This window comes from Nocardiopsis sp. MG754419 (assembly GCF_018207095.1).
Classification (GTDB): domain Bacteria; phylum Actinomycetota; class Actinomycetes; order Streptosporangiales; family Streptosporangiaceae; genus Nocardiopsis.
In genome coordinates this window covers 1-19,194 of sequence record NZ_QOCZ01000105.1, presented here as the reverse complement: position 1 = coordinate 19,194, position 19,194 = coordinate 1, and the positions used below count along the sequence as shown (strand labels likewise).

Below are 19,194 nucleotides of genomic sequence, written 5' to 3'. Positions count from 1 at the left end.
GCCCGCGCCCGCACCGGACGCGGCCCCCGCCGTGGTCAGTCTCGGCCGCCTGGTGGTGCAGAAGCGGGTGTCCCGCGTGGTCGACCTCGCCCGGACCCTCGCCGACGACCACCCCGGTCTGCGGGTGCACATCATCGGCCGCGGCCCGGAGGGCGCGCACCTCGCCGAGCGCATCGAACACGACGGACTGCGCGAACGCGCCGAACTGCACGGGTTCCTGTCCGAGGAGGACAAGGAGGCGGTCCTGGCCTCCTGCCACCTGCACGTCACCGCCTCCGAGTTCGAGGGGTGGGGCCTCACCGTCATCGAGGCCGCCCGGCTCGGGGTGCCCACCGTGGCCTACGATGTGGACGGATTGCGCGATTCGGTCCGTGACGGTGAGACGGGTTGGCTCGTCCACGAGGGCGAGACCCTGGACGACGTCGTCTCACGGGCCCTGAACGAGCTGTCCGACCCCCGGCGGGCCGAGCAGGTCCGCCACGCCTGCCGGGCCTGGGCCTCCCGGTTCACCTGGGAGGCGAGCGGCGCGCGGATGACCCGCCTCGTCGCGGCGGAACTCGGCATCGATTCCCCCGCCGACACCCCCGACCCGGCGACAGGTAAGAAAGCGAAGATGTGACTTCGGCGGAATCCACCGCCAGGCGCGAACCGGAGGATTCCACGGCACCGTCCGCCCCCGGCGGACCGGACGCGAGGCTGCTGGCGCGCCTCAAGGTCCTCGCGGTGTGCGTGCTCCTGGGTGCGCTGGCGGCGAGCATCGACCCCGGCCGGATCGTCGGCGACACCAAGATCGACCTGACGATCAACCCGCTCGGGTTCATGGAGCGCGCCCTGCACCTGTGGGACCCCTCCTACTTCGGGCAGATCCAGAACCAGGCCTTCGGGTACTTCTTCCCCAACGGCCCCTTCCACCTGCTGTTCGAGGTACTCGGCATGCCCGAGTGGCTCGTGCAACGCCTGTGGATGGCGGTCCTGCTCATCGCGGCCTTCCTCGGCACGTACAAGGTCGCCGAGGCCCTGGGACTGGGCACCGTCAACACCCGTCTCATCGCCGGGATCGCCTACGCGCTGGCCCCTCGCGTGCTGACGCTGCTGTCCTACAACTCCGCCGAACTGCAGCCCATGCTGCTCATGCCGTGGATCCTGCTGCCGCTCATCCTGGGCGCCCGGCACGGCTATCCACCCGCCCGCATGGCCCTGCTGTCGGGGCTGGCGTTCCTGATGTGCGGCGGTACCAACGCCGCCTCCGAGTTGGCCGTGCTCGTGGTCCCGGGCCTGTACCTGCTCACCCGGGCGAACGGACCGCGCAAGTGGCGGCTCATCCTGTGGTGGTCGTGCGCCTTGGTCCTGGCCTCGTTCTGGTACATCGTGCCGCTGCTCATCATGTCGCGGTACGTGTACTCGTTCATGCCCTACACCGAGGACGCCGCCGTCACCACCGGCATCACCTCGCTGTTCAACGCGTTGCGCGGCACCTCGAACTGGATGGGCTTCCTGCCCGACATGGGCAACACCGCCCTGCCGTCGGGCGCCGAGCTCTCCCTCACCCCGTGGCTGGTGGTGGCCACCACCCTCGTGGCCGGGCTCGGCCTGGCGGGGCTCATCAACCGTCGCACCCCCGAACGACTGTTCCTCATCGGCAGTGTGCTCGTGGGTACCGCGATCGTGGTCGCGGGGTACACGGGCGCCCTCACCGGCCCCTTCGCACCGTTCATGCGGGAGCTGTTCGACGGTGCCCTCGCCCCCTTCCGCAACGTCCACAAGTTCGACGCGCTCATCCGCCTGCCCATCGTCCTGGGCCTGGCCCATCTGCCCGTCGTGGTGGCCCGGGACCGGGCCGACCGCTCGGGCACCGCGGTCGCCGCGCGGGTACGGCGGGCCGTCGCCGGGGCCTGCGCCGCGGTCTTCCTCCTCACGCTCGTCCCCATCGCCACCGTCGGCATCGCGCCCAAGGGCGGGTTCGAGGAGATCCCCGACCACTGGTACGAGGCGGTCGACTGGCTGGAGGAACGCTCCGAGGAGCGCGGCATGACGATGGCGCTGCCGGGGTCGGCCCGCGGTGAGTACGAATGGGGTCGTCCCCTCGACGAACCCCTGCAGCCACTGCTGTCCGGGGCCTGGACCAACCACCAGATCATCCCGTGGGGCTCCTCCGGCATCTCCCGCATCACCCACGAGATCGATCAGAGGGTCTCCTCCGGGAGGGGCTCCGAGGGCCTGTCCGCCACCTTCGCCCGCCTCGGCGTCACCCACCTCATCGTCCGCAACGACCTGCAACGCGTGGGCAACAACGGGGGCTGGCCGGCCCGCGTGCACCAGACCCTGCGGAACTCGCCCGGCATCACGGAGGCCGCCGAGTTCGGACCGGTCATCGGCTCCCTCGACCACCGGTCCGCCTCGCAGTGGTTCGACCAGCCGTACCCGTCGTTGACCGTCTACGAGGTGGAGGACGCCGCGCCCACGGTGGGCACCGTCCCCTCCGCCGACACCCTGCGGGTCACCGGCGGACCGGAGTCCGTCCTGCACCTGGCCGAACAGGGCCTGGTCGACGACGACCGCCCGATCCTGCTGGGCGACGATCCGGGGGCCGCGTCCATCGCGGCCGAGGACACCATCGTCACCGACACCGTGCGCCGCCGCGAGGTGGTCTACTCCGACGTGCGCCGCAACGTCTCGGCCACCATGACCGAGGACCAGGAGTACGAGCGCGACGTCCCCGCACCGGACGTCATCGACCCCGCCTGGGAGGAGTACGTCGCCCACGCGCGCGACATCGGTATCGCCGGTGTCACCGCCTCCACGTCGGAGGCCGGGGTCGAGACCCGCCCCGGCGACCGGGACCCGGGCCACGGGCCGCACGCCGCCGTCGACGACGACCTCGCCACCGCCTGGCGATCCAGCGCCTTCGCCGGTGCGGTCGGTGAGTGGATCGAGGTGGAGTTCTCCGAACCGCGCGCTCTCGACGGGTTGAACATCGCCTTCGAACAGCTGCCCGGGGAGCCCCCGCCCTCCCGGGTCACGCTCATCACCGACAACGGGAGATCCGAGGCGGCCGTCGCCGAGACCGACGAACCCCAGGAGCTCAACGCTCCGCCCGGAGAGACCTCCCGGCTCCGGGTGAGGGTGGACGAACTCGCCTGGGAACCGGAGTACCGGTTCGGTACGCGGGTGGGGATCTCCTCCATCGCGGTGCCGGGCCTGGAGGCCGCCCGCACCCTCGACGTGCCCGGCCCCGCCGACGCAGGGACGCTGCTCTTCACCGGCTCCACCGGCACCGCGCCCGGCTGCATGGAGGGTTCCCACGCGTGGGTGTGCAACCCCGACCTGGAGGTCGGTGGCGAGGACTCCGGCGGGTTGGACCGGACCTTCAGCCTGTCCGCGGACGCGGCCGGCACCCCGCACCGCATCTCCGGCGAGGTGGTCCTCACCGACCCCCGGGAGGCGGAGAACGCCGCCAACCGGGCGAGCGACTTCCCCCGGGTCACCGGCTCCTCCACGACCGTGCGACACCCCGCCGCCATGGGCCGGGGAGCGTTCGACGACGACGAGAACACCGTCTGGTACCCGGACCCCGAGGAGAAGAGCCCCTGGCTCGACGTCGATCTGGGTACCCCGACCACCCTGGACCACATGGAGGTCGACTTCCCCCGGGCCGACCACGTGATGCGGCCGATCAAGGTCACCGTCGAGGGCGACGACACCGTCCGGGAAGGGTGGCTCGACGGGAGCGGTCGTGTCGACTTCGCCGAGCTCACCGCCTCCTCCCTGCGCCTCACCTTCGAACGTCCCGAGGGGCAGGCGTTGGAGATCGGCGGCATCGACCTGCCCGGGGTCGCCCCGGCCGACCCGACCCCGGAGGCGGACGCCTCCACGACCTGTGGCCTGGGTCCGACCCTGCGGGTCAACGACCGGCGGGTGGAGACCCGGATCAGTGAGGGCACGCTCACCGACCAGCTCACCGGGCGCCCCCTGCGCTACGAGACGTGCACCGACCTCGATCTGGGGGAGGGCGAGAACCGGGTCGTGGTCGACCCCGGCAACCGCTACCAGGTCCGATCCGCCCTGGTGCAGACCGCCGACCTGGCCGACGCCACGGCCCCGGAGGTCACCATGGCCGAGGTTGACGCCCTGCACGGGTGGGGCCCGAGCGAGCGCCGCTTCGACGTGTCCGTCGACGAGGACAGCCTCCTGGTGGTCAACGAGAACTTCAACGAGGGGTGGCAGGCCCGCGTCGACGGTGGCGCCGGACCACTGGAACCCGTCCGGTTGGAAGGATGGAAACAGGCCTGGGTGTTGCCGGAGGGCACGGCGGGCACCGTCACGCTGACCTACGCCCCCGACACCGTCTACCACCGGGTCCTGGCCGTGGGCGGCGCGCTCGCCGCGCTCCTGGTGGTCCTGGCCCTGTGGCCGCGCCGTCTGCTGCCCGGCGGTGGTCGTTCCGCGCCGGAGTCGCCGCGTGGTGCCCGCGCCCTGCCCCAGGCCGGCCCCGGCCGGCTCCCGCGTGCGGTGGTCCTGCCCCTCGGTCTGGCCTACGGGGTCTGGATCGCGGGTGCGGCGGGAGCCGCCGTGGTCGGCCTGATCCTGGTGGCGATCTGGTGGTTGGCCCGCCGGGCGCCCGGACGGCTGCGCCACGCCAAGCCCGGACGGCCGTCCATGGGCGGCCGGGCGCTGCCGCACCTGGCGGGCCCCTGGGTGGTGACGGTGTCGCTGGCCCTGGCGGGACTGGCCACGGCCGCGGGCACGCACCTGGCCGTCAACCTGCCCTTCCACGAGGTCACCGAGACGTTCGGCGCCGCGCTGCGCGGCTGGGTGCCCCAGGCGCTCTGTCTGCCCGCGATGGCCCGACTGGTGTTGGCGCTGGGTCGGAGCGGCCATGAGGAGGAGCGCACCGACACCCCGCCGGACGGCTCCGGCGAGGCCGGGTCGGGGGACCCCTCGCCCCCTCGCGCGGGCACCCGACCCGACGAGGACGGTGACCCGGGTGGTGGCCCGACCGACGGCCGCGGCGCACCCGACGACGAGGGCCCCGGAACGCTCGGTGCCGGTGCCGGTGCCGGTGCCGGAGCCGCGGACGACGTCGAGGAGGCTCGCAGGTGAGCGCGTTCTCGCAGATGGGGCGGGCCCCGGTCCGGCGGCCCGGCCCTCGGATCCCCGCACCCGCCCGACCGCTGCCGAGGGGCACGGTCCTGGTGGCCGTGGGCGCGTTCCTGGTGACCGTCGCCCTGCTGCTGCCGCTCTACGTGCACGACCGGGTCGCCCTCATGCCGGGGGAGGTCACCCACCACCTGAGGATGAACGCCCCCGGAGCCGCCTACCTGGACGCGGCCACCTGGACCCGTCGGGAGGGGGTCGAGCTGACCCGGACCACCCGGGTCGAGGGCACGTCCCACGGCGCGGAGTGGTCGGCCTGGGAGATGACCGTCGACACGACCGACGCCGACCGGGTGATCGACCACTGGAGCCGCCGCGTCATCGTGGACCGGGCGACCGGGCGGGCCGTCAACTGCTGTGGTGAGCACGTCGACGGCGACCGGGCCGTGCGCCAGGCCGGGCTGGTCCTGCAGTGGCCGGCCGGGGCGCCCGAGGGGGACCACTCCTTCTACGACGCCGAGGTGCGGGCGGCCCCCGCGGTGACCTTCGACGAGGACGACGAGATCGGCGGTCTGGCGGTCCGCCGCTACGTCCAGGAACTGCCCGCCACCCAGGTCCCCGAGTCGTCCCGTGACGTGCCCGCGGACCTGTTCGGCGACGAGGGCGGCACCGTGCCCGCCACACTCTGGCTGGCCTACGAACGGACCTTCTGGGTGGAGCCGGTCACCGGCCGGGTCGTGCACATGACCGAGGACCGGACCGAGACCCTGCGTCCCCAGGACGGCTCCGAGGAGGTGGCCCTGCTGGAGGCCGAGTTCGCCCTGGCCGAGGGGCAGGTGTCCGCCCTGGCCGAGCAGGCCCGGGTCCGGGCCCTGGTCCTGCGCGGGTTGGACGCGTGGGTGCCCTGGACCCTGGGCCCGCTCGGGGTGGTCGCGATCCTCGCGGGGCTGTTCCAGGCGCGGCGTGCCCGCTCCGAGGAACCTCCGGGGGCGGGCGCGACGGACGCGTCCGACGCGCCCGCCACGGCCGGCGCCCGACGTCCCGTGCCGACGGACGAGCATGGGGGAGACGGTGCGGTCGTGAACCGCGCGGAGAACGGGGCCGGTGGGGACTCCGAGGCGTAGACTCGGACATTATGTGCGGTCGTTATGCCCAGTCCAGGAACGTGCACCAGCTCCAACTCGCCTTCGACCTGCCGGAGCAGGCGGTGGGGGAGGAGACCGACCCACGCGCCTGGCCACCGCTGGAGGAGCTCGACCCCGACTACAACATCGCGCCCGGTCGCCTGGTGCAGGCGGTGCTCGGACCACCGCCGCAGGGCGACGCCGAGGACGCCGTGGGGCCGCGCTCCCTGCACACCCTGCGCTGGGGACTCATCCCCTCCTGGGCCAAGGACCGCAACATCGGCTACCGGATGATCAACGCGCGTGGGGAGACCGTCGCCGACAAACCGGCGTTCAGGTCGGCCTTCCGGCACCGCCGCTGCCTGCTGCCCGCCGACGCCTACTACGAGTGGCAACTGCTCAACAAGGACGGCACCGCCGAGGCCAGCACGTCGCCCGCCACCGACCCCCGGCACAAGAAGCGCAAGTCCAAGGCGGCCAAGAAGCCCTTCTCCATCCACTACCAGGGCGACCGGCCGTTGGCGCTGGCCGGGATCTTCGAACGCTGGCGTGACCCGGAGGTCGACGAGAACGACCCCGCGGCCTGGGTGTGGTCGTGCGCCGTGATCACCACCGAGGCCGCCCCCGCTCTGTCGCACATTCACGAACGCATGCCCGTGGTGGTGCCCGCCGACGACTGGGCCGCGTGGCTCGACCCGGCCTCCGGTGCCGACGAGTTGTCCCACCTGCTGGACCTCACCCCGGTGGACCGGTTCGCCGTCGACGCGGTCTCCACCGAGGTCAACAGCATCAAGAACAACGGCCCCGCGCTGTTGGAACCGGTCGCGACCGACGGCGACGACGGGCCGGACACACTCTTCTGACCCCCGGGAGGGTGGACAGGGCCCGGTCCGGCCTGTGTATGGTGTGCGAGGCCACAGGGGGCGACCCCCGGCCGGGACGCCGTGATCGAGGCGTCCCCGCGCACGTTCACCGTGCCCACATGTGAATACGCAACGCGGGAGCTCGCGCCATGGCGGGCTGAGAGGGCGACTCATCGGTGTCGCCGACCGCAGAACCTGTTCGGGTAATTCCGACGTAGGGAGGCCTGCCATGACGGCTATGGACAGTCGTGACGTTTCCACCCCCGACGTGCACCGCGTGACCACTGGTCCCATCATGGGATCTCACAAGGTGTACCGCGAGACCGTGACCCCCGAGGGGCGCACGCTCCGCATCCCGCGTCGGCGGGTGGCGCTCACCAACGGCAGCCACTTCGACCTGTACGACACCTCCGGCCCGTACACCGACGACACCGCCGACATCGACGTCCACCGGGGTCTGCCCCGCACCCGCCTGGACTGGGCCCTGGACCCGGTCAACGGCTCGGTCAGCCAGCTGACCTACGCCAAGGCGGGGGTCATCACCCCCGAGATGCACTTCGTCGCCGCCCGCGAGGGCGTCACCCCCGAGTTCGTCCGCGAGGAGATCGCCATCGGCCGGGCCGTGATCCCGGTCAACCGCAACCACCCGGAGTCCGAGCCGACCATCATCGGCAAGAGGTTCCTGGTCAAGATCAACGCCAACATCGGCAACTCCGCCGTCACCTCCTCCGTGCCCGAGGAGGTGGAGAAGATGGTCTGGGCCACCCGATGGGGCGCCGACACCGTGATGGACCTGTCCACCGGCAAGCGCATCCACGAGACCCGCGAGCGCATCATCCGCAACGCACCGGTGCCCATCGGCACCGTTCCCCTCTACCAGGCGCTGGAGAAGGTCGACGGTGATCCCGGTGGCCTGAGCTGGGAGATCTACCGCGACACCATCATCGAGCAGGCCGAACAGGGCGTGGACTACATGACCGTCCACGCGGGCGTGCTGTTGCGCTACGTGCCGTTGGCGGCCCGACGGGTCACCGGCATCGTCTCGCGCGGAGGTTCCATCATGGCCGCCTGGTGCCTGGCCCACCATCGGGAGAGCTTCCTCTACACCCACTTCGAGGAACTCTGCGAGATCTTCCGTCGCTACGACATCACCTTCTCGCTCGGGGACGGGCTGCGACCCGGCTCCATCGCCGACGCCAACGACGAGGCCCAGTTCGCCGAACTCCGCACGCTCGGCGAGCTCACCCACATCGCCCGCTCCCACGACGTGCAGGTGATGATCGAGGGCCCCGGGCACGTGCCGATGGACAAGATCGCCGAGAACGTGCGGTTGGAGGAGGAGCTGTGCGGAGAGGCGCCCTTCTACACCCTCGGTCCGCTCACCACCGACATCGCTCCCGGCTACGACCACATCACCTCCGCGATCGGTGCGGCGCAGATCGGTCGGTACGGCACCGCGATGCTCTGCTACGTCACCCCCAAGGAGCACCTGGGGCTGCCCGACCGCGACGACGTCAAGACCGGTGTCATCACCTACAAGCTCGCCGCGCACGCCGCCGACGTCGCCAAGGGCCACCCCGGGGCGCAGGAGTGGGACGACGCGCTCTCCCAGGCGCGCTTCGAGTTCCGCTGGCAGGACCAGTTCCACCTGTCGCTGGACCCGGAGACCGCCCGGTCGTTCCATGACGAGACCCTGCCCGCCGAGCCCGCCAAGACCGCGCACTTCTGCTCCATGTGCGGTCCCAAGTTCTGCTCGATGAAGATCTCCCAGGACGTGCGTCGCTACGCGAAGGAGAACGGCCTGGACACCGTCGAGGCCATCGAGAAGGGCATGGCCGACAAGTCCGCGGAGTTCGCCGAGGGCGGTAACCGCGTGTACCTGCCCCTGGCCGACTGACCGAGACCGTCGGTGGGGCCGCTCGACCGGCCCCACCGACGGGGGCTCACACGGAATCGGCCGTCCGGCGTGCCGGGGCCGGCACCACGGCGAGTGACCGGCAGGGCGCGCGTGGGGTGGCCCCGTTCACCGGGTCCCCACCCCGGGCCCGACCCCGCCCGGGAGATCGGGAAGGTCGCGGGACCCGTCGGTGGCGGTGCGCCGCCCGCGCCGGTCAGGCGGGTTTGACGGCGCTGGCGACCAGGTGCACACCGACGTAGTCATCGGACTCGGCCGCGTGCAGCTCCATCTCCACCAGCCGGCTCATCGACCGGGGATCGCGGTCCAGCATCATCTCCACGGTGGAGGCCGAGAGCACCGTCCGCGGCCGGATCCACTCCAGCTCCATACCCGCGTCGGTGATCATCTCGGTCAACTGCTCGCCGGTGAAGCAACGCGTGATGGAACCGTCCGGCCACGGCACCAGGAGCACGTCGGCGCTGGGGGCGTGGCTGAGCTCGGGCCAGTAGTCCTGTTCGGCCAGCAGGGCCATGCCCAGCACCACCGAGTCCACGCACACCAGGGCCCGACCACCCGGGCGCAGGACCCGCGCGACCTCGGCCATGGAGGCCTCCGTGGCCAGGTTCCGGGAGAGCACCCGGTTGTCGGCGATCACCCCGTCGAAGGCGTCGGCCGCGAAGGAGCGCAGGAAGGCGGAGTCACCGACCACGTGGCGCAGCCGGCCGCGTCGGGCCGGCCGGGGCACCATGGCCCGGCTGTTCACCAGGGTGAGCGGCCGTCGCATGGCCGCGTCGACGGAGGGAAGGAGGGTGACCACGTCGTGCCCGGCCGCCACGGCGCGCGGCGTGCCCTGGAAGTCCGGGCTGGAGAGGTCGAGCAGGCGGGAGGGCGCGGCCGGCAACCAGCGGCTGATCTGCGCTTCCGCCACGGCCCAGTAGAAACGCCAATAGTCCGACAGCCGGTCGGTGGTGGCGAACTGGGCGGCGGGCGATCGGGGGCGATCGGAGGCCGGTGTCGAGGACGGTCGCACGTGCACTCCTCTCCCATCCTTCAAAGGTCCTACCCGCACTCTGCCATGCCTCACCTTCACCGACGGAGCCAATCGTCGAACTTTCGACGGCGGACGGCCGTCGGCACGGCGGAATCAGCGCGAGGGACGCGTTGTTGACAACGACACCGTCCGGGGAGCGGGTGCCCGGGGGTGTTCACCGTATTCGAGGGAGGATCACGAGACCATGCCGACTGCCGGCGCATGCCTTGAGCGGGAGGAAGCGGTGTCGACGCCACGCGACGTCGATGCGCAGGTCCGGGGTATGGGACCGTATCGTTGGGATATGGACGCCCCACCCGGGACCAGCGCGAGGAGGCCGAAGGGCTTGGAACAGAGCCAGGAGACAGCCGAGGAACGGGACGAGCGGTTCGAGAGGGACGTGCTCCCCTACCTCGACCAGCTCTACTCGGCGGCACTGCGTATGACCCGCAATCCGGCGGACGCGGAGGATCTCGTCCAGGAGACCTTCGCGAAGGCGTTCGGTTCCTTCCACCAGTTCAAGGCGGGGACCAACCTCAAGGCGTGGCTGTACCGCATCCTCACGAACACGTTCATCAACTCGTACCGGAAGAAGCAGCGGGAGCCGAAGCAGGCCGGAACCGAGGACGTCGAGGACTGGCAGCTCGCGCAGGCCGCGTCGCACACCGCGGCGGGGCTGAAGTCGGCCGAGGCCGAGGCGCTCGAACACCTTCCCGACAGTGACGTCAAGCGCGCGCTGCAGGAGCTTCCGGAGGACTTCCGTATCGCGGTCTACCTCGCCGACGTCGAGGGGTTCGCGTACAAGGAGGTCGCCGAGATCATGGGGACCCCGATCGGTACGGTCATGTCGCGTCTGCACCGGGGACGGCGTCAGCTGCGCACGCTCCTGGAGGAGTACGCGCTGGACCGCGGGTTCCTTCCGGCGACGCGTGCGGCCGAGGCCGCCGAGGCCGTCGCCACGGGTTCTTCCGCCGGAGGGCGGTCACAGAGTGGGTCGGATCGAGGAGATCGGCGATGAGCGGCGGCCACGACACACCGGAGAAGGACACCCCGTGCAGTGAGGTGCTCGAGCAGATCTACGTCTACATCGACGGCGAACTCGGTGAGGGCGACTGCGAGCAGGTCCGACGGCACCTGGACGGGTGCAGCCCGTGCCTGGACGAGTACGGCCTGGAGGAGGCCGTGAAGAAGCTCGTCGCCAAGCACTGCGGCTGTGACCCGGTCCCGCTGGACCTGCGTGACAAGGTGCTGGGGCGTCTGGCCCGGGCACGGCAGGAGCAGTTGGCCCGTGAGGCCGGAGCGGGTTCCCCTCCCGTCTGAGGGTTTTCCGTCGTGTGGCGAAGGCTGGAATTCCAGCTTTCGCCACTTTTTTGTGCCTTGGCTCTCATGGTGATCTCTGCTGCTTTCAGATGCGTTTATGTGCTTTTATGGTGTTGTGTCTCCCGTTTTCGATCAGGCGTGGGGGTTTTGGTCACTCGGGGCCTCGCTGGGGGGTTCCGAGGGTGGTCGACACGCCCGATCAGGTCGGTGTTCTTTCCGTCGTGACCGAGTCGGAATGAATTTCCTTGGGCGTGTTCGCCCCCGTTCCGTGTGATCACTATGTGTAGTCGTCACTGATCGGGGGCAGGATGGGCTCTACTCCGACCGCCCGAGCGAAAGCGGGTCGGCGATACGTCGGAAAAGTACGTGGTTACTCTGTGTAGTGGTACGGAATTGCTAATTGAATTAGTAATTCCGCAGTCCGGAATTTGATCACCCTCGGGCGCCTCTCTCGGTGTCCGGTTCGGGTCGGAGGTAATCGTGGGGGTGCCGATGCCCGTTAAACTGGACTCCTTATCCAACGAATAGGGTAATTTGCACGGCGCGCTCGGGGGATGAGCGGGGCGCCGTCAGGGGAGAGAGGCCAGCGATGTTCGCGAGCATGTTCGTAGCGGCGATGTACGGAGTTTTCATGGCTTCCGCTTTTACCGGATGGACCTGGTGGTAGAACAGAACCGGTGAAACCATGACAGTCCGGTCGTCGTCGGTGGGGGGTGAACGGGGGTGCGGGCTCTTCCAGGGGGCGCGCGTGTCTACGTCGGAATCATCGTTGTCAGTGCTGTCGCCATTGTGCTCGTCGGTCCCTACACGGGAATCGACGTGGGGACGCTGGTGCTCATGGTGGTTCTCTTCGTCGTCGCGGAGTCGATCAGTACACACGTCCTCGTCGACGTCAAGGAAGCCGGGATATCGCCCAGTTCGGCCGTGGCCCTCGCCGCGGTCGTTCTGGTGGGGCCGGTCGGCGCGGCCGTGGTGGGGTTCTCCTGCTGTCTCACTCTGCGCAGGCAGGCCCTGGTCAAGCGGACCTTCAACGGAGCGCAGTACGCGATCGCCGGGTTCGCGACCGGGCACGTCTACCTCCTTCTCGGTGGCACCGTCGGTGTCCCGAACCAGTCGGACTTCCCGGGGATCGTGCTTCCGTACGTCGTCGCGGTCCTGACGTACACACTGCTCAACTCACTGCTCATCGGCGCCCTCATGTGGTGCCTGGGGCTCACCCGTGCGACCCCCGGACGACGCCCGCAGCGCTGGCGCCCGCTGATCGCCCTGGAGGTCACCTCCATCGGCTACCAGATGCTGGGCCTGGCCATCGCCGCGATCTGGGGCGCCGTCGGCATCGTCGCGCCGCTCCTGATCCTGCTGCCCCTGTTCATCGCACGATGGACCTTCGGTCAGCAGACCGCCGAGGCGCGGGCGCACGAGGCCACGCTCGCCACTCTGTGCCAGGCGGTGGAGACGAAGGACTACTACACCCGCGGCCACTGCATGCGCGTGGCCGAGGGCTCGGCCATGATCGCCGCCGAACTGGGCATGTCCGCCGAGCGGGTGCAGAAGATCCGCTACGCCGGGATGCTCCACGACATCGGCAAGCTGGGCGTGCCCACCAAGGTCATCCAGAAGACCGGCAAGCTCACCGACGACGAGTACGCCGCGATCAAGCTGCACCCGACCCGCGGTTACGAGATCGTGCGCGAGATCAGCTTCCTCGACGAGGCCCTCGCCGGGATCCGCCACCACCACGAACGCCTCGACGGGCGCGGGTACCCGATGGGCCTGGTCGGGATGGAGATCCCCGAGTCCGCCCGCATCATCAGCGTGGCGGACGTCTTCGACTGCCTGACCTCGACCCGGTCCTACCGGAACGCGTGGTCGGTCGAGGACGCCATCGCCGAGCTCCGTCGGTGCGCGGGCACGCAGTTCGACCCCCGGATGGTCGAGGCCCTGGTCCGCGCCGTGAGCCGTGAGGGTTGGCAGACCCCGGACATCACCGAACCTCCGGGCGGCCGCTACGGTGCCACCGAGGACGGCGACGCCCCCGCGACCGGTGTGCCCGCTCCGTCCCCGTCGAAGAACGGTGCCGGCACGGCCACCGTCGCCGAGTCCACCTCGGCCGGGGTCGTGACGGGTGGTCAGGACAGGTGATGACGCAACAGCAGTCGGACGGACCCGTGCCCGCCGGACCGCAGGGTGGCGGGCCCGAGGGCGGCGCCCTCGAACTCCAGAGCCGGGGCGAACCCTTCTGGAACACCGCGCGCCCCCTGCGGGCCCTGCTGGTGGCCGGAACGGGCGTCGCCGCGCTGGTCGCCCTGGTCGGCACCGCGGTCAACGGGGTCGTCGACCCCCATGTCGCCCTGGCCTTCTGCCTGGTCATCGCCGGCGGTGAGCTGGCCAGGATCACCCTGCCCGGGCATCGTGAGTCCGCGCCGATCGCCCTGTCCGGGGCGATCTCCTACGCGTTCCTCATCAGCCTCGGTGGAGAGCCGGTCCACCACGGTGTCGCCCAGGTCGTCGCGGTCGTCGCCCTGGGTGTGGCGCTGGGCGAACTACCGCACGTGGCGGTGGGGCGCAGTCCCAGGGTCGAGGAGGTGGCCCGCCGGGTGCTCACCGCCCTGTTGCTCGCCGCCACCTTCCGTCCCCTGGCCGAACACCTGTCCCTGACCGACTCGTCGATCCTGGTGGCGCTCATCATGGCGGGACTGGTCGTGACGGCCTGGCTGGTGGACGTGGGTCTCTCCGCGCTGCTGCGGGCCGAACGCCTGCGCACGCGTCTGTGGGTGGCCACCCGGGACGAGGCCCGCGCCCAGGTCGCGACCGGCGGCGCGATCGCCTCCAGCGGTGTGCTCATCGCGCTGGCCTGCACCGTCACCGGGCCGGTCGGCCTCCTGGTGTTCAGCGCTCCGTTGCTGGTCTCCCAGGTGGCCTTCCGCCGGCACGCCGAGGTGCGCCGCACCTATCTGGAGACCGTGCGCGCGCTGTCCCGTGTCACCGAGGTGGGCGGCTACGTCGAGAACGGCCACTCCCGTCGGGTGAGCAGGCTCGCCCACGGCATCGCCTGCGAACTCGGGCTGGCCGAGCGCGAGCTGCTGGAGCTGGAGTACGCGGCGCTGATGCACGACATCGGCCAGCTGTCCCTGCGGGAGCCCATCGCGGGCGGGGCCACCGTGCTGTCCTCGCCGCGCGAACAGCGGCGGATCGCGGAACTGGGGTCGGCGATCATCCGGGAGACCGGGGTGCTCGACAACGTCGCCGAGCTGGTCCGCCGCCAGTGCGAGCCGCTGCGCGGCGACGGCGACGAGGGGGTGCCCCCGCTGGGCAGCCGCATCATCAAGGTCGCCAACGCCTTCGACGACCTGGTCGGCGACACTCGCGAGGTCGAACGCCGCACGGCGGTCATCGAGCGGCTGCGCATGGACACCGACAGCGAGTACGACCCGCGTGTGGTGGACGCCCTGGACCGCGTGCTCGACCGCGCCTGAGGGGTGGCCTCGGCCCGCCGCGCGCCGCGGCCGTGGCCGACCCCGTTTCCCCACCGACGTCGAGGGCGTCACCGACCGGAGCGTCGCGGCCCGCAGCCGGGGACCGTGGCCGGGCCGCCTTCCTCACGCCGCCACCGGTGCGTCGGGGTGCGGTGCCTGCGCTGCGCCGGTGACCGACCCGGACGGCCCGAGGCGGAACGGTCGCCCTCGGACCGTGCGGGGAGGGCTCAGTCCGTCGGCGGGCGCAGACGCGTGACGAACTTGTACCGGTCACCGCGGTAGAGCGACCGCACCCACTCCACCGGGTGGCCGTCGCCGTCGAAACTGTGCTGGCAGTGCAGGACCAAGGGCAGACCGACGTCCACCCCGAGCAGACGCGCCTCGTTGGGGGTCGCCAGCACCGTCTCGATCGAGGCCTCCGCCTCGGCGAGGGACACGTCGTAGGCGCTCGCCAGAGCCTCGTAGAGCGAAGCGTAGCGGTCGAGCTGGCGTCGGAGTCCGGGAAAGCGTCGCGCGGCCAGATGGGCGGTCTCCACGGCCATCGGCTCGCCGTTGGCCAACCGGAGGCGTTCGATCCGCAGCACACGACCACCGGAGCGGATCGAGAGCAGTTCGGCGAGCTGGTCGTCGGCGTTGATGTAGCTGACGTCCAGGATGCGGGTGGCGGGGTGCAGGCCGTGGGCGCGCATCTCCTGGGTGTAACTGGTCAGCTGGAGGATCTGGGCGACCTTGGGCTTGGCGACGAACGTGCCCTTGCCCTGGATGCGCAGCAGACGGCCCTCGACCACCATCTCGGTCAGAGCCTGCCGCACGGTGGTGCGCGACGTGCCGAACTGGGTCGCCAGCGCACGCTCCGGCGGGACCGGGTTGCCCGCGGGCATGGCGTCGATCAGCTCCAGTAGCTGCTTCTTGACCTGGTAGTACTTGGGCACCCGGGGGTTGCCGTCCAGTGTGTGCTGACCCGTCATCGGTCTCCTCCACCGCGTCCCGCGCTCGTCTCACACTGCGCCCCGTGATGATCGGCCGCCGTCCCTTCGGCCGCCGATTGGTGTGGACCACTGGTCGAGTGCGTATCCCTTGAGTATGCACCGCTTCATGGGATGATTTGTGAGTGCCTCACCTCAGCGACCTCATTCGCCGTCACACGTCACTCAAGCAGGCGGACCTGGAGTGGATCCACTCACTGGTCTCCGACTGGCAACTTCTGGCCGACCTCTCCTTCGCGGACCTCGTGCTCTGGGTACGTCTTCGCGATGACGACGGGTGGATCGCCGTCGCCCAGATGCGTCCCACGACCGGCCCGACCGCCTTCCAGGACGACCTGGTCGAGACCGTGCTCCGGGACGACATGACCGATGTCACCTCCCGCACCGGGCCGCGGGTGGTGGGCCGTCGCGCCCTGATCGACCGGGCCTGGAGCGAGGGACGGATCTGCCGCGACGGCGATCCCGACTGGTCCGGCGGGGTGCCGGTGCGCGAGGAGACCATTCCGGTCCGCCGCCAGGGCAACCTCATCGCCGTCATCCAGCGCAGCACCAACCTCAGCTCGGCGCGCACCCCCAGCCGTCTGGAACTCACCTACCTGCAGAGCGCCGGTGACCTGGCGCAGATGATCGCCGAGGGCGTCTTCCCGTTCAGTGACCAGGGGCCCCTCATGGTGCGCTCGCCCCGGGTCGGCGACGGTCTGCTCCGTCTGGACCAGAACGGGGAGGTGGTCTACGCCAGCCCCAACGCGTTGTCGGCCTACCGGCGTCTGGGGCTCACCGCCGACCTGGTCGGCGCCCGCCTGGACCGCACGACCCTGGAACTGGCGGCCCAGGGCGAGGCCTTGGACGAGAACCTCACCTACACCGCGAGCGGCCGGGCCCCGCAGGAGGCCGAGGTGGAGGCGCGCGGGGTCACCGTTCAACTGCGTGCCATACCGCTCATCATCGACGGGGTGCGCATCGGCGCCTTGGTGATGGTCCGGGACGTCACCGAGCTGCGCAGGCGCGAGCGTGAGCTCATGACCAAGGACGCCACCATCCGGGAGATCCACCACCGGGTGAAGAACAATCTGCAGACCGTGGCCGCGCTGCTGCGGCTCCAGGCCCGACGCCTGGACGTGCCCGAGGCCAGGGCGGCGCTGGACGAGGCGGTGGGCCGGGTGGGCTCGATCGCGATCGTGCACGAGATGCTCTCGCACACACCGGACGAGGTCGTGGACTTCGACGACATCGCGGACCGGGTCATGCAGATGGCGGCGGAGGTGTCCTCCACCGGCAACATCGTGGTCCCGCGCCGGATCGGTGGGTTCGGTCTGCTGAACGCCCTGGTGGCGACCCCGCTGTCGATGGTGTTGGCGGAACTGGTGCAGAACGCCGTGGAACACGGATTGGGCCAGGGGCCGGGCAAGATCGAGGTGCGGGTGCGGCGTCTGGACGCCGGCTCGGGGTCGCCGGGCGCCGGCAGCCTCGAACTGGCCGTCTCGGACGACGGCGGCGGTCTGCCGGAGGACTTCGACCTGGAGGGGGCCACGAGTCTGGGTCTGCAGATCGTGCGGACCCTCATCGTGGGCGAGCTCGGCGGGACCCTGGCGATCGCACCGAAGGAGAGCGGCGGTACGGAGGTCGCGATCAACCTGCCGCTGGAGCACCCCGAGGGCGCTCTTCCGTAGGTCGGTGTCCCGGCGGCCCCAGGGCTTCCGGGACGCGCGGGGCGGGGGAGGGGCGCGGGACCCCGGGGCGGTCCGGGTACGGTCCGCACGAGGAGCGCCGTTCCCCGCCGCGCCCGCGGGGATCGTTCGGCGTCGTCGATCGGCGCCCGGCACCGTTCGGGAGGAAGGCACCCGGCCGGAGGGCGCCGGAGATCAGTGGCTGCGGACCATGGGTCGCAGAGCGGAGCCGCGACGCTTCATCCGACGGCGCTCCTCCTCGGAGGTGCCGCCCCAGACGCCACCGTCCTGGCCGCTCTCCAGCGCCCACTTGAGACACGCGGAGCTGACCGGACAGCTCTGGCAGACGGCCTTGGCCTCCTCGATCTGCATCAGGGCGGGCCCGTGGTTGCCGATGGGGAAGAAGAGCTCGGGGTCTTCGTCACGGCAGGCTGCGTCATGGCGCCAGTCCATGCGGTCCACTCCTCACAGGTTGTGAAGCTTTTCACGATCTCTGTGCAAGGGCGCCCGGCGGGAGGTTCCACCGGAAGGGGTATCCGGGCCGAGGGGGTCGAGCTTTCACTCCACGGCCATGTGGGAAGCGCCCAAATTAACTCGCCCGTAACGCGCGGCGATATCTTGAGCGTGCCAGGATCACGACAGGCACGCAAGAGGTCCCGAGGCCGAAGGTCCTGTTCGGTGTGTCGGGTGCGTCACAGTCGTCACGAATAGCGCTTTTCTGCGGAATTAACAGAAGATTCGTAATGCCTTCGGTACCGAGTGGAAGTTGACCTGTTCGCGCTCGCCCAGGTATTCACCGTCGATTTGGAACGCGCGCGGGTGCGCCGAGGTGATCTGCAACGAACCCTGGTCGTGCCAGGTCACGTAGCCGTCGCCGCGCGTGGGAAGTCCTTTTGGTAGGAACATTTGCGAAAGTACCCACCCGGTCAACCAGTACGAGGAGCGGGTCAGCGCGAAAGCGTCCAGGCCCAGCTCGAAACGGGAGGACGGGGTCGGCTGAAGGGGGAGCGCGCCCGCGTACGTCCACGGCGTCGTGTTGGTGACCAGAGCGAAATAGACCTCCTCCAGGGACCTTCCGCCCGTCGACACGGTAAGTGACGGGTCGCGGATATCCCCGCCGAAGAACAGCTTTACCGCGACCTCCGCGTACAGCGCCGGTGTGGCCTTCCGGCCGTTCTCGCGCTCGTGCTCGACGTGCTGCACGACGTCGGCGTCCCACCCGAACCCGGCACAGAAAGTGAAGTAGCGGTCGTCCTGGTCGCTGGTGATCCGCCCGAGGTTGACCTCGCGTTCGCGGCCGGCGCGGATCGCCGCGAGGATCTGCCCGGTCGCCTCGACCGGGTCGCCGGACACGCCCAGCGCCCGGATGAACACGTTGGCGCTGCCCCCGGGGATGACCGCGTAGCTGGGGCGGTTCTTGCTCTCAGGCGTGGCCAGGAGCCCGTTGACGACCTCGTTGACGGTGCCGTCGCCCCCCAGGCTCAACACCAGCTCGTAGCCGTCTTCGGCGGCGTCGCGCGCCAGTTCCCGGGCGTGGTCGCGATAGGCGGTCTCGATGACAGTGACGTCCAGCTCCGAACGCAGCGCATCCAGGATCACCTCGCCGGTGCGATCGGTGGTCGTGGTCGCTTTGGGGTTCATGATGAAGAGGGCGCGCACCCGGTCAGTCTAGAGGGTGGGAGGGCACGCCATCGCGCCAGGGACGAGCCTCACGGGGTGGTCGGCGCGGTCCCAGGC

At 70.4% G+C, this 19,194-nt stretch carries 14 protein-coding genes and 1 riboswitch; of the genes, 10 read left to right on the top strand and 4 right to left on the bottom strand.

From position 1 onward, the window contains the following. The 5 genes from DSY14_RS19005 to thiC all read left to right on the top strand — a co-directional run. The coding region (locus DSY14_RS19005; RefSeq protein WP_211717940.1) for a glycosyltransferase at window positions 1–619 on the top strand (619 nt) is incomplete at its 5' end. Further along, the gene (locus DSY14_RS19000) at window positions 616–5,100 is read left to right on the top strand and encodes an alpha-(1->3)-arabinofuranosyltransferase (RefSeq protein WP_211717939.1); all 4,485 of its coding nucleotides are present in this window, start codon (window positions 616–618) and stop codon (window positions 5,098–5,100) included. The genes DSY14_RS19005 and DSY14_RS19000, both read left to right, overlap by 4 nt. Continuing rightward, window positions 5,097–6,218 carry a DUF3068 domain-containing protein gene (locus tag DSY14_RS18995; protein WP_211717938.1) on the top strand — a complete coding sequence of 374 codons (1,122 nt, stop codon included), beginning with the start codon at window positions 5,097–5,099 and terminating at the stop codon, window positions 6,216–6,218. The genes DSY14_RS19000 and DSY14_RS18995 overlap by 4 nt, the downstream gene beginning before the upstream one ends. 11 nt (window positions 6,219–6,229) lie before the next feature. Next, a complete protein-coding gene (locus tag DSY14_RS18990) occupies window positions 6,230–7,081 on the top strand; it encodes an SOS response-associated peptidase (RefSeq protein WP_211717937.1) in 852 nt (283 codons plus the stop codon). A 124-nt stretch (window positions 7,082–7,205) separates the two neighbouring features. Continuing rightward, window positions 7,206–7,321, top strand: a riboswitch (TPP riboswitch). After that, a complete protein-coding gene (gene thiC, locus DSY14_RS18985) occupies window positions 7,311–8,978 on the top strand; it encodes a phosphomethylpyrimidine synthase ThiC (RefSeq protein WP_211717936.1) in 1,668 nt (555 codons plus the stop codon). Its footprint overlaps the riboswitch before it by 11 nt. Window positions 8,979–9,192: 214 nt before the next feature. On the opposite strand, the gene DSY14_RS18980 is transcribed toward thiC, so the two are convergent. Then, entirely contained in the window at window positions 9,193–10,014 is an 822-nt protein-coding gene (locus DSY14_RS18980; RefSeq protein ID WP_211717935.1) for a class I SAM-dependent methyltransferase, read from the bottom strand. Between the two features lie 340 nt (window positions 10,015–10,354). Between DSY14_RS18980 and DSY14_RS18975 the strand changes: the two genes are divergently transcribed. The 4 genes from DSY14_RS18975 (at window position 10,355) to DSY14_RS18960 (ending at window position 14,804) form a co-directional block, all read left to right on the top strand. After that, window positions 10,355–11,026, top strand: coding sequence for a sigma-70 family RNA polymerase sigma factor (locus tag DSY14_RS18975; protein WP_211717934.1), 672 nt, complete (start codon window positions 10,355–10,357; stop codon window positions 11,024–11,026). Continuing rightward, window positions 11,023–11,328 carry a mycothiol system anti-sigma-R factor gene (gene rsrA / locus DSY14_RS18970; protein WP_211717933.1) on the top strand — a complete coding sequence of 102 codons (306 nt, stop codon included), beginning with the start codon at window positions 11,023–11,025 and terminating at the stop codon, window positions 11,326–11,328. The genes DSY14_RS18975 and rsrA overlap by 4 nt, the downstream gene beginning before the upstream one ends. A gap of 789 nt (window positions 11,329–12,117) precedes the next feature. Then, window positions 12,118–13,470, top strand: coding sequence for an HD-GYP domain-containing protein (locus tag DSY14_RS18965; RefSeq protein WP_211717932.1), 1,353 nt, complete (start codon window positions 12,118–12,120; stop codon window positions 13,468–13,470). Beyond that, window positions 13,470–14,804 (top strand): HD-GYP domain-containing protein, encoded by a 1,335-nt coding sequence (locus DSY14_RS18960; protein WP_211717931.1) that lies wholly within the window; start codon window positions 13,470–13,472, stop codon window positions 14,802–14,804. Before DSY14_RS18965 ends, DSY14_RS18960 begins: the two co-directional genes overlap by 1 nt. Window positions 14,805–15,031: 227 nt before the next feature. Here DSY14_RS18960 and DSY14_RS18955 read toward each other — a convergent pair whose 3' ends face one another. Further along, window positions 15,032–15,772, bottom strand: a complete 741-nt coding sequence (locus DSY14_RS18955; RefSeq protein WP_211717930.1) for a GntR family transcriptional regulator — start codon at window positions 15,770–15,772, stop codon at window positions 15,032–15,034. A 143-nt stretch (window positions 15,773–15,915) separates the two neighbouring features. Between DSY14_RS18955 and DSY14_RS18950 the strand changes: the two genes are divergently transcribed. After that, the gene (locus DSY14_RS18950; protein WP_211717929.1) at window positions 15,916–17,460 is read left to right on the top strand and encodes a sensor histidine kinase; all 1,545 of its coding nucleotides are present in this window, start codon (window positions 15,916–15,918) and stop codon (window positions 17,458–17,460) included. A 192-nt stretch (window positions 17,461–17,652) separates the two neighbouring features. Here the strand turns inward: DSY14_RS18950 and DSY14_RS18945 are convergent, their stop codons facing one another. Together DSY14_RS18945 and DSY14_RS18940 are read right to left on the bottom strand one after the other, a co-directional pair. Further along, window positions 17,653–17,910, bottom strand: coding sequence for a WhiB family transcriptional regulator (locus DSY14_RS18945; RefSeq protein ID WP_211717928.1), 258 nt, complete (start codon window positions 17,908–17,910; stop codon window positions 17,653–17,655). Window positions 17,911–18,183: 273 nt separating this feature from the next. Next, window positions 18,184–19,116, bottom strand: coding sequence for a diacylglycerol kinase family protein (locus tag DSY14_RS18940; protein WP_211717927.1), 933 nt, complete (start codon window positions 19,114–19,116; stop codon window positions 18,184–18,186). Window positions 19,117–19,194 lie beyond the last annotated feature (78 nt).

Coding starts and splice junctions, on each gene's coding strand:
- DSY14_RS18990 (WP_211717937.1), top strand. CDS start 6,230: ATGTGCGGTCGTTATGCCCAGTCCAGGAACGTGCACCAGCTCCAACTC.
- thiC (WP_211717936.1), top strand. CDS start 7,311: ATGACGGCTATGGACAGTCGTGACGTTTCCACCCCCGACGTGCACCGC.
- rsrA (WP_211717933.1), top strand. CDS start 11,023: ATGAGCGGCGGCCACGACACACCGGAGAAGGACACCCCGTGCAGTGAG.
- DSY14_RS18960 (WP_211717931.1), top strand. CDS start 13,470: ATGACGCAACAGCAGTCGGACGGACCCGTGCCCGCCGGACCGCAGGGT.
- DSY14_RS18955 (WP_211717930.1), bottom strand. CDS start 15,772: ATGACGGGTCAGCACACACTGGACGGCAACCCCCGGGTGCCCAAGTAC.
- DSY14_RS18945 (WP_211717928.1), bottom strand. CDS start 17,910: ATGGACTGGCGCCATGACGCAGCCTGCCGTGACGAAGACCCCGAGCTC.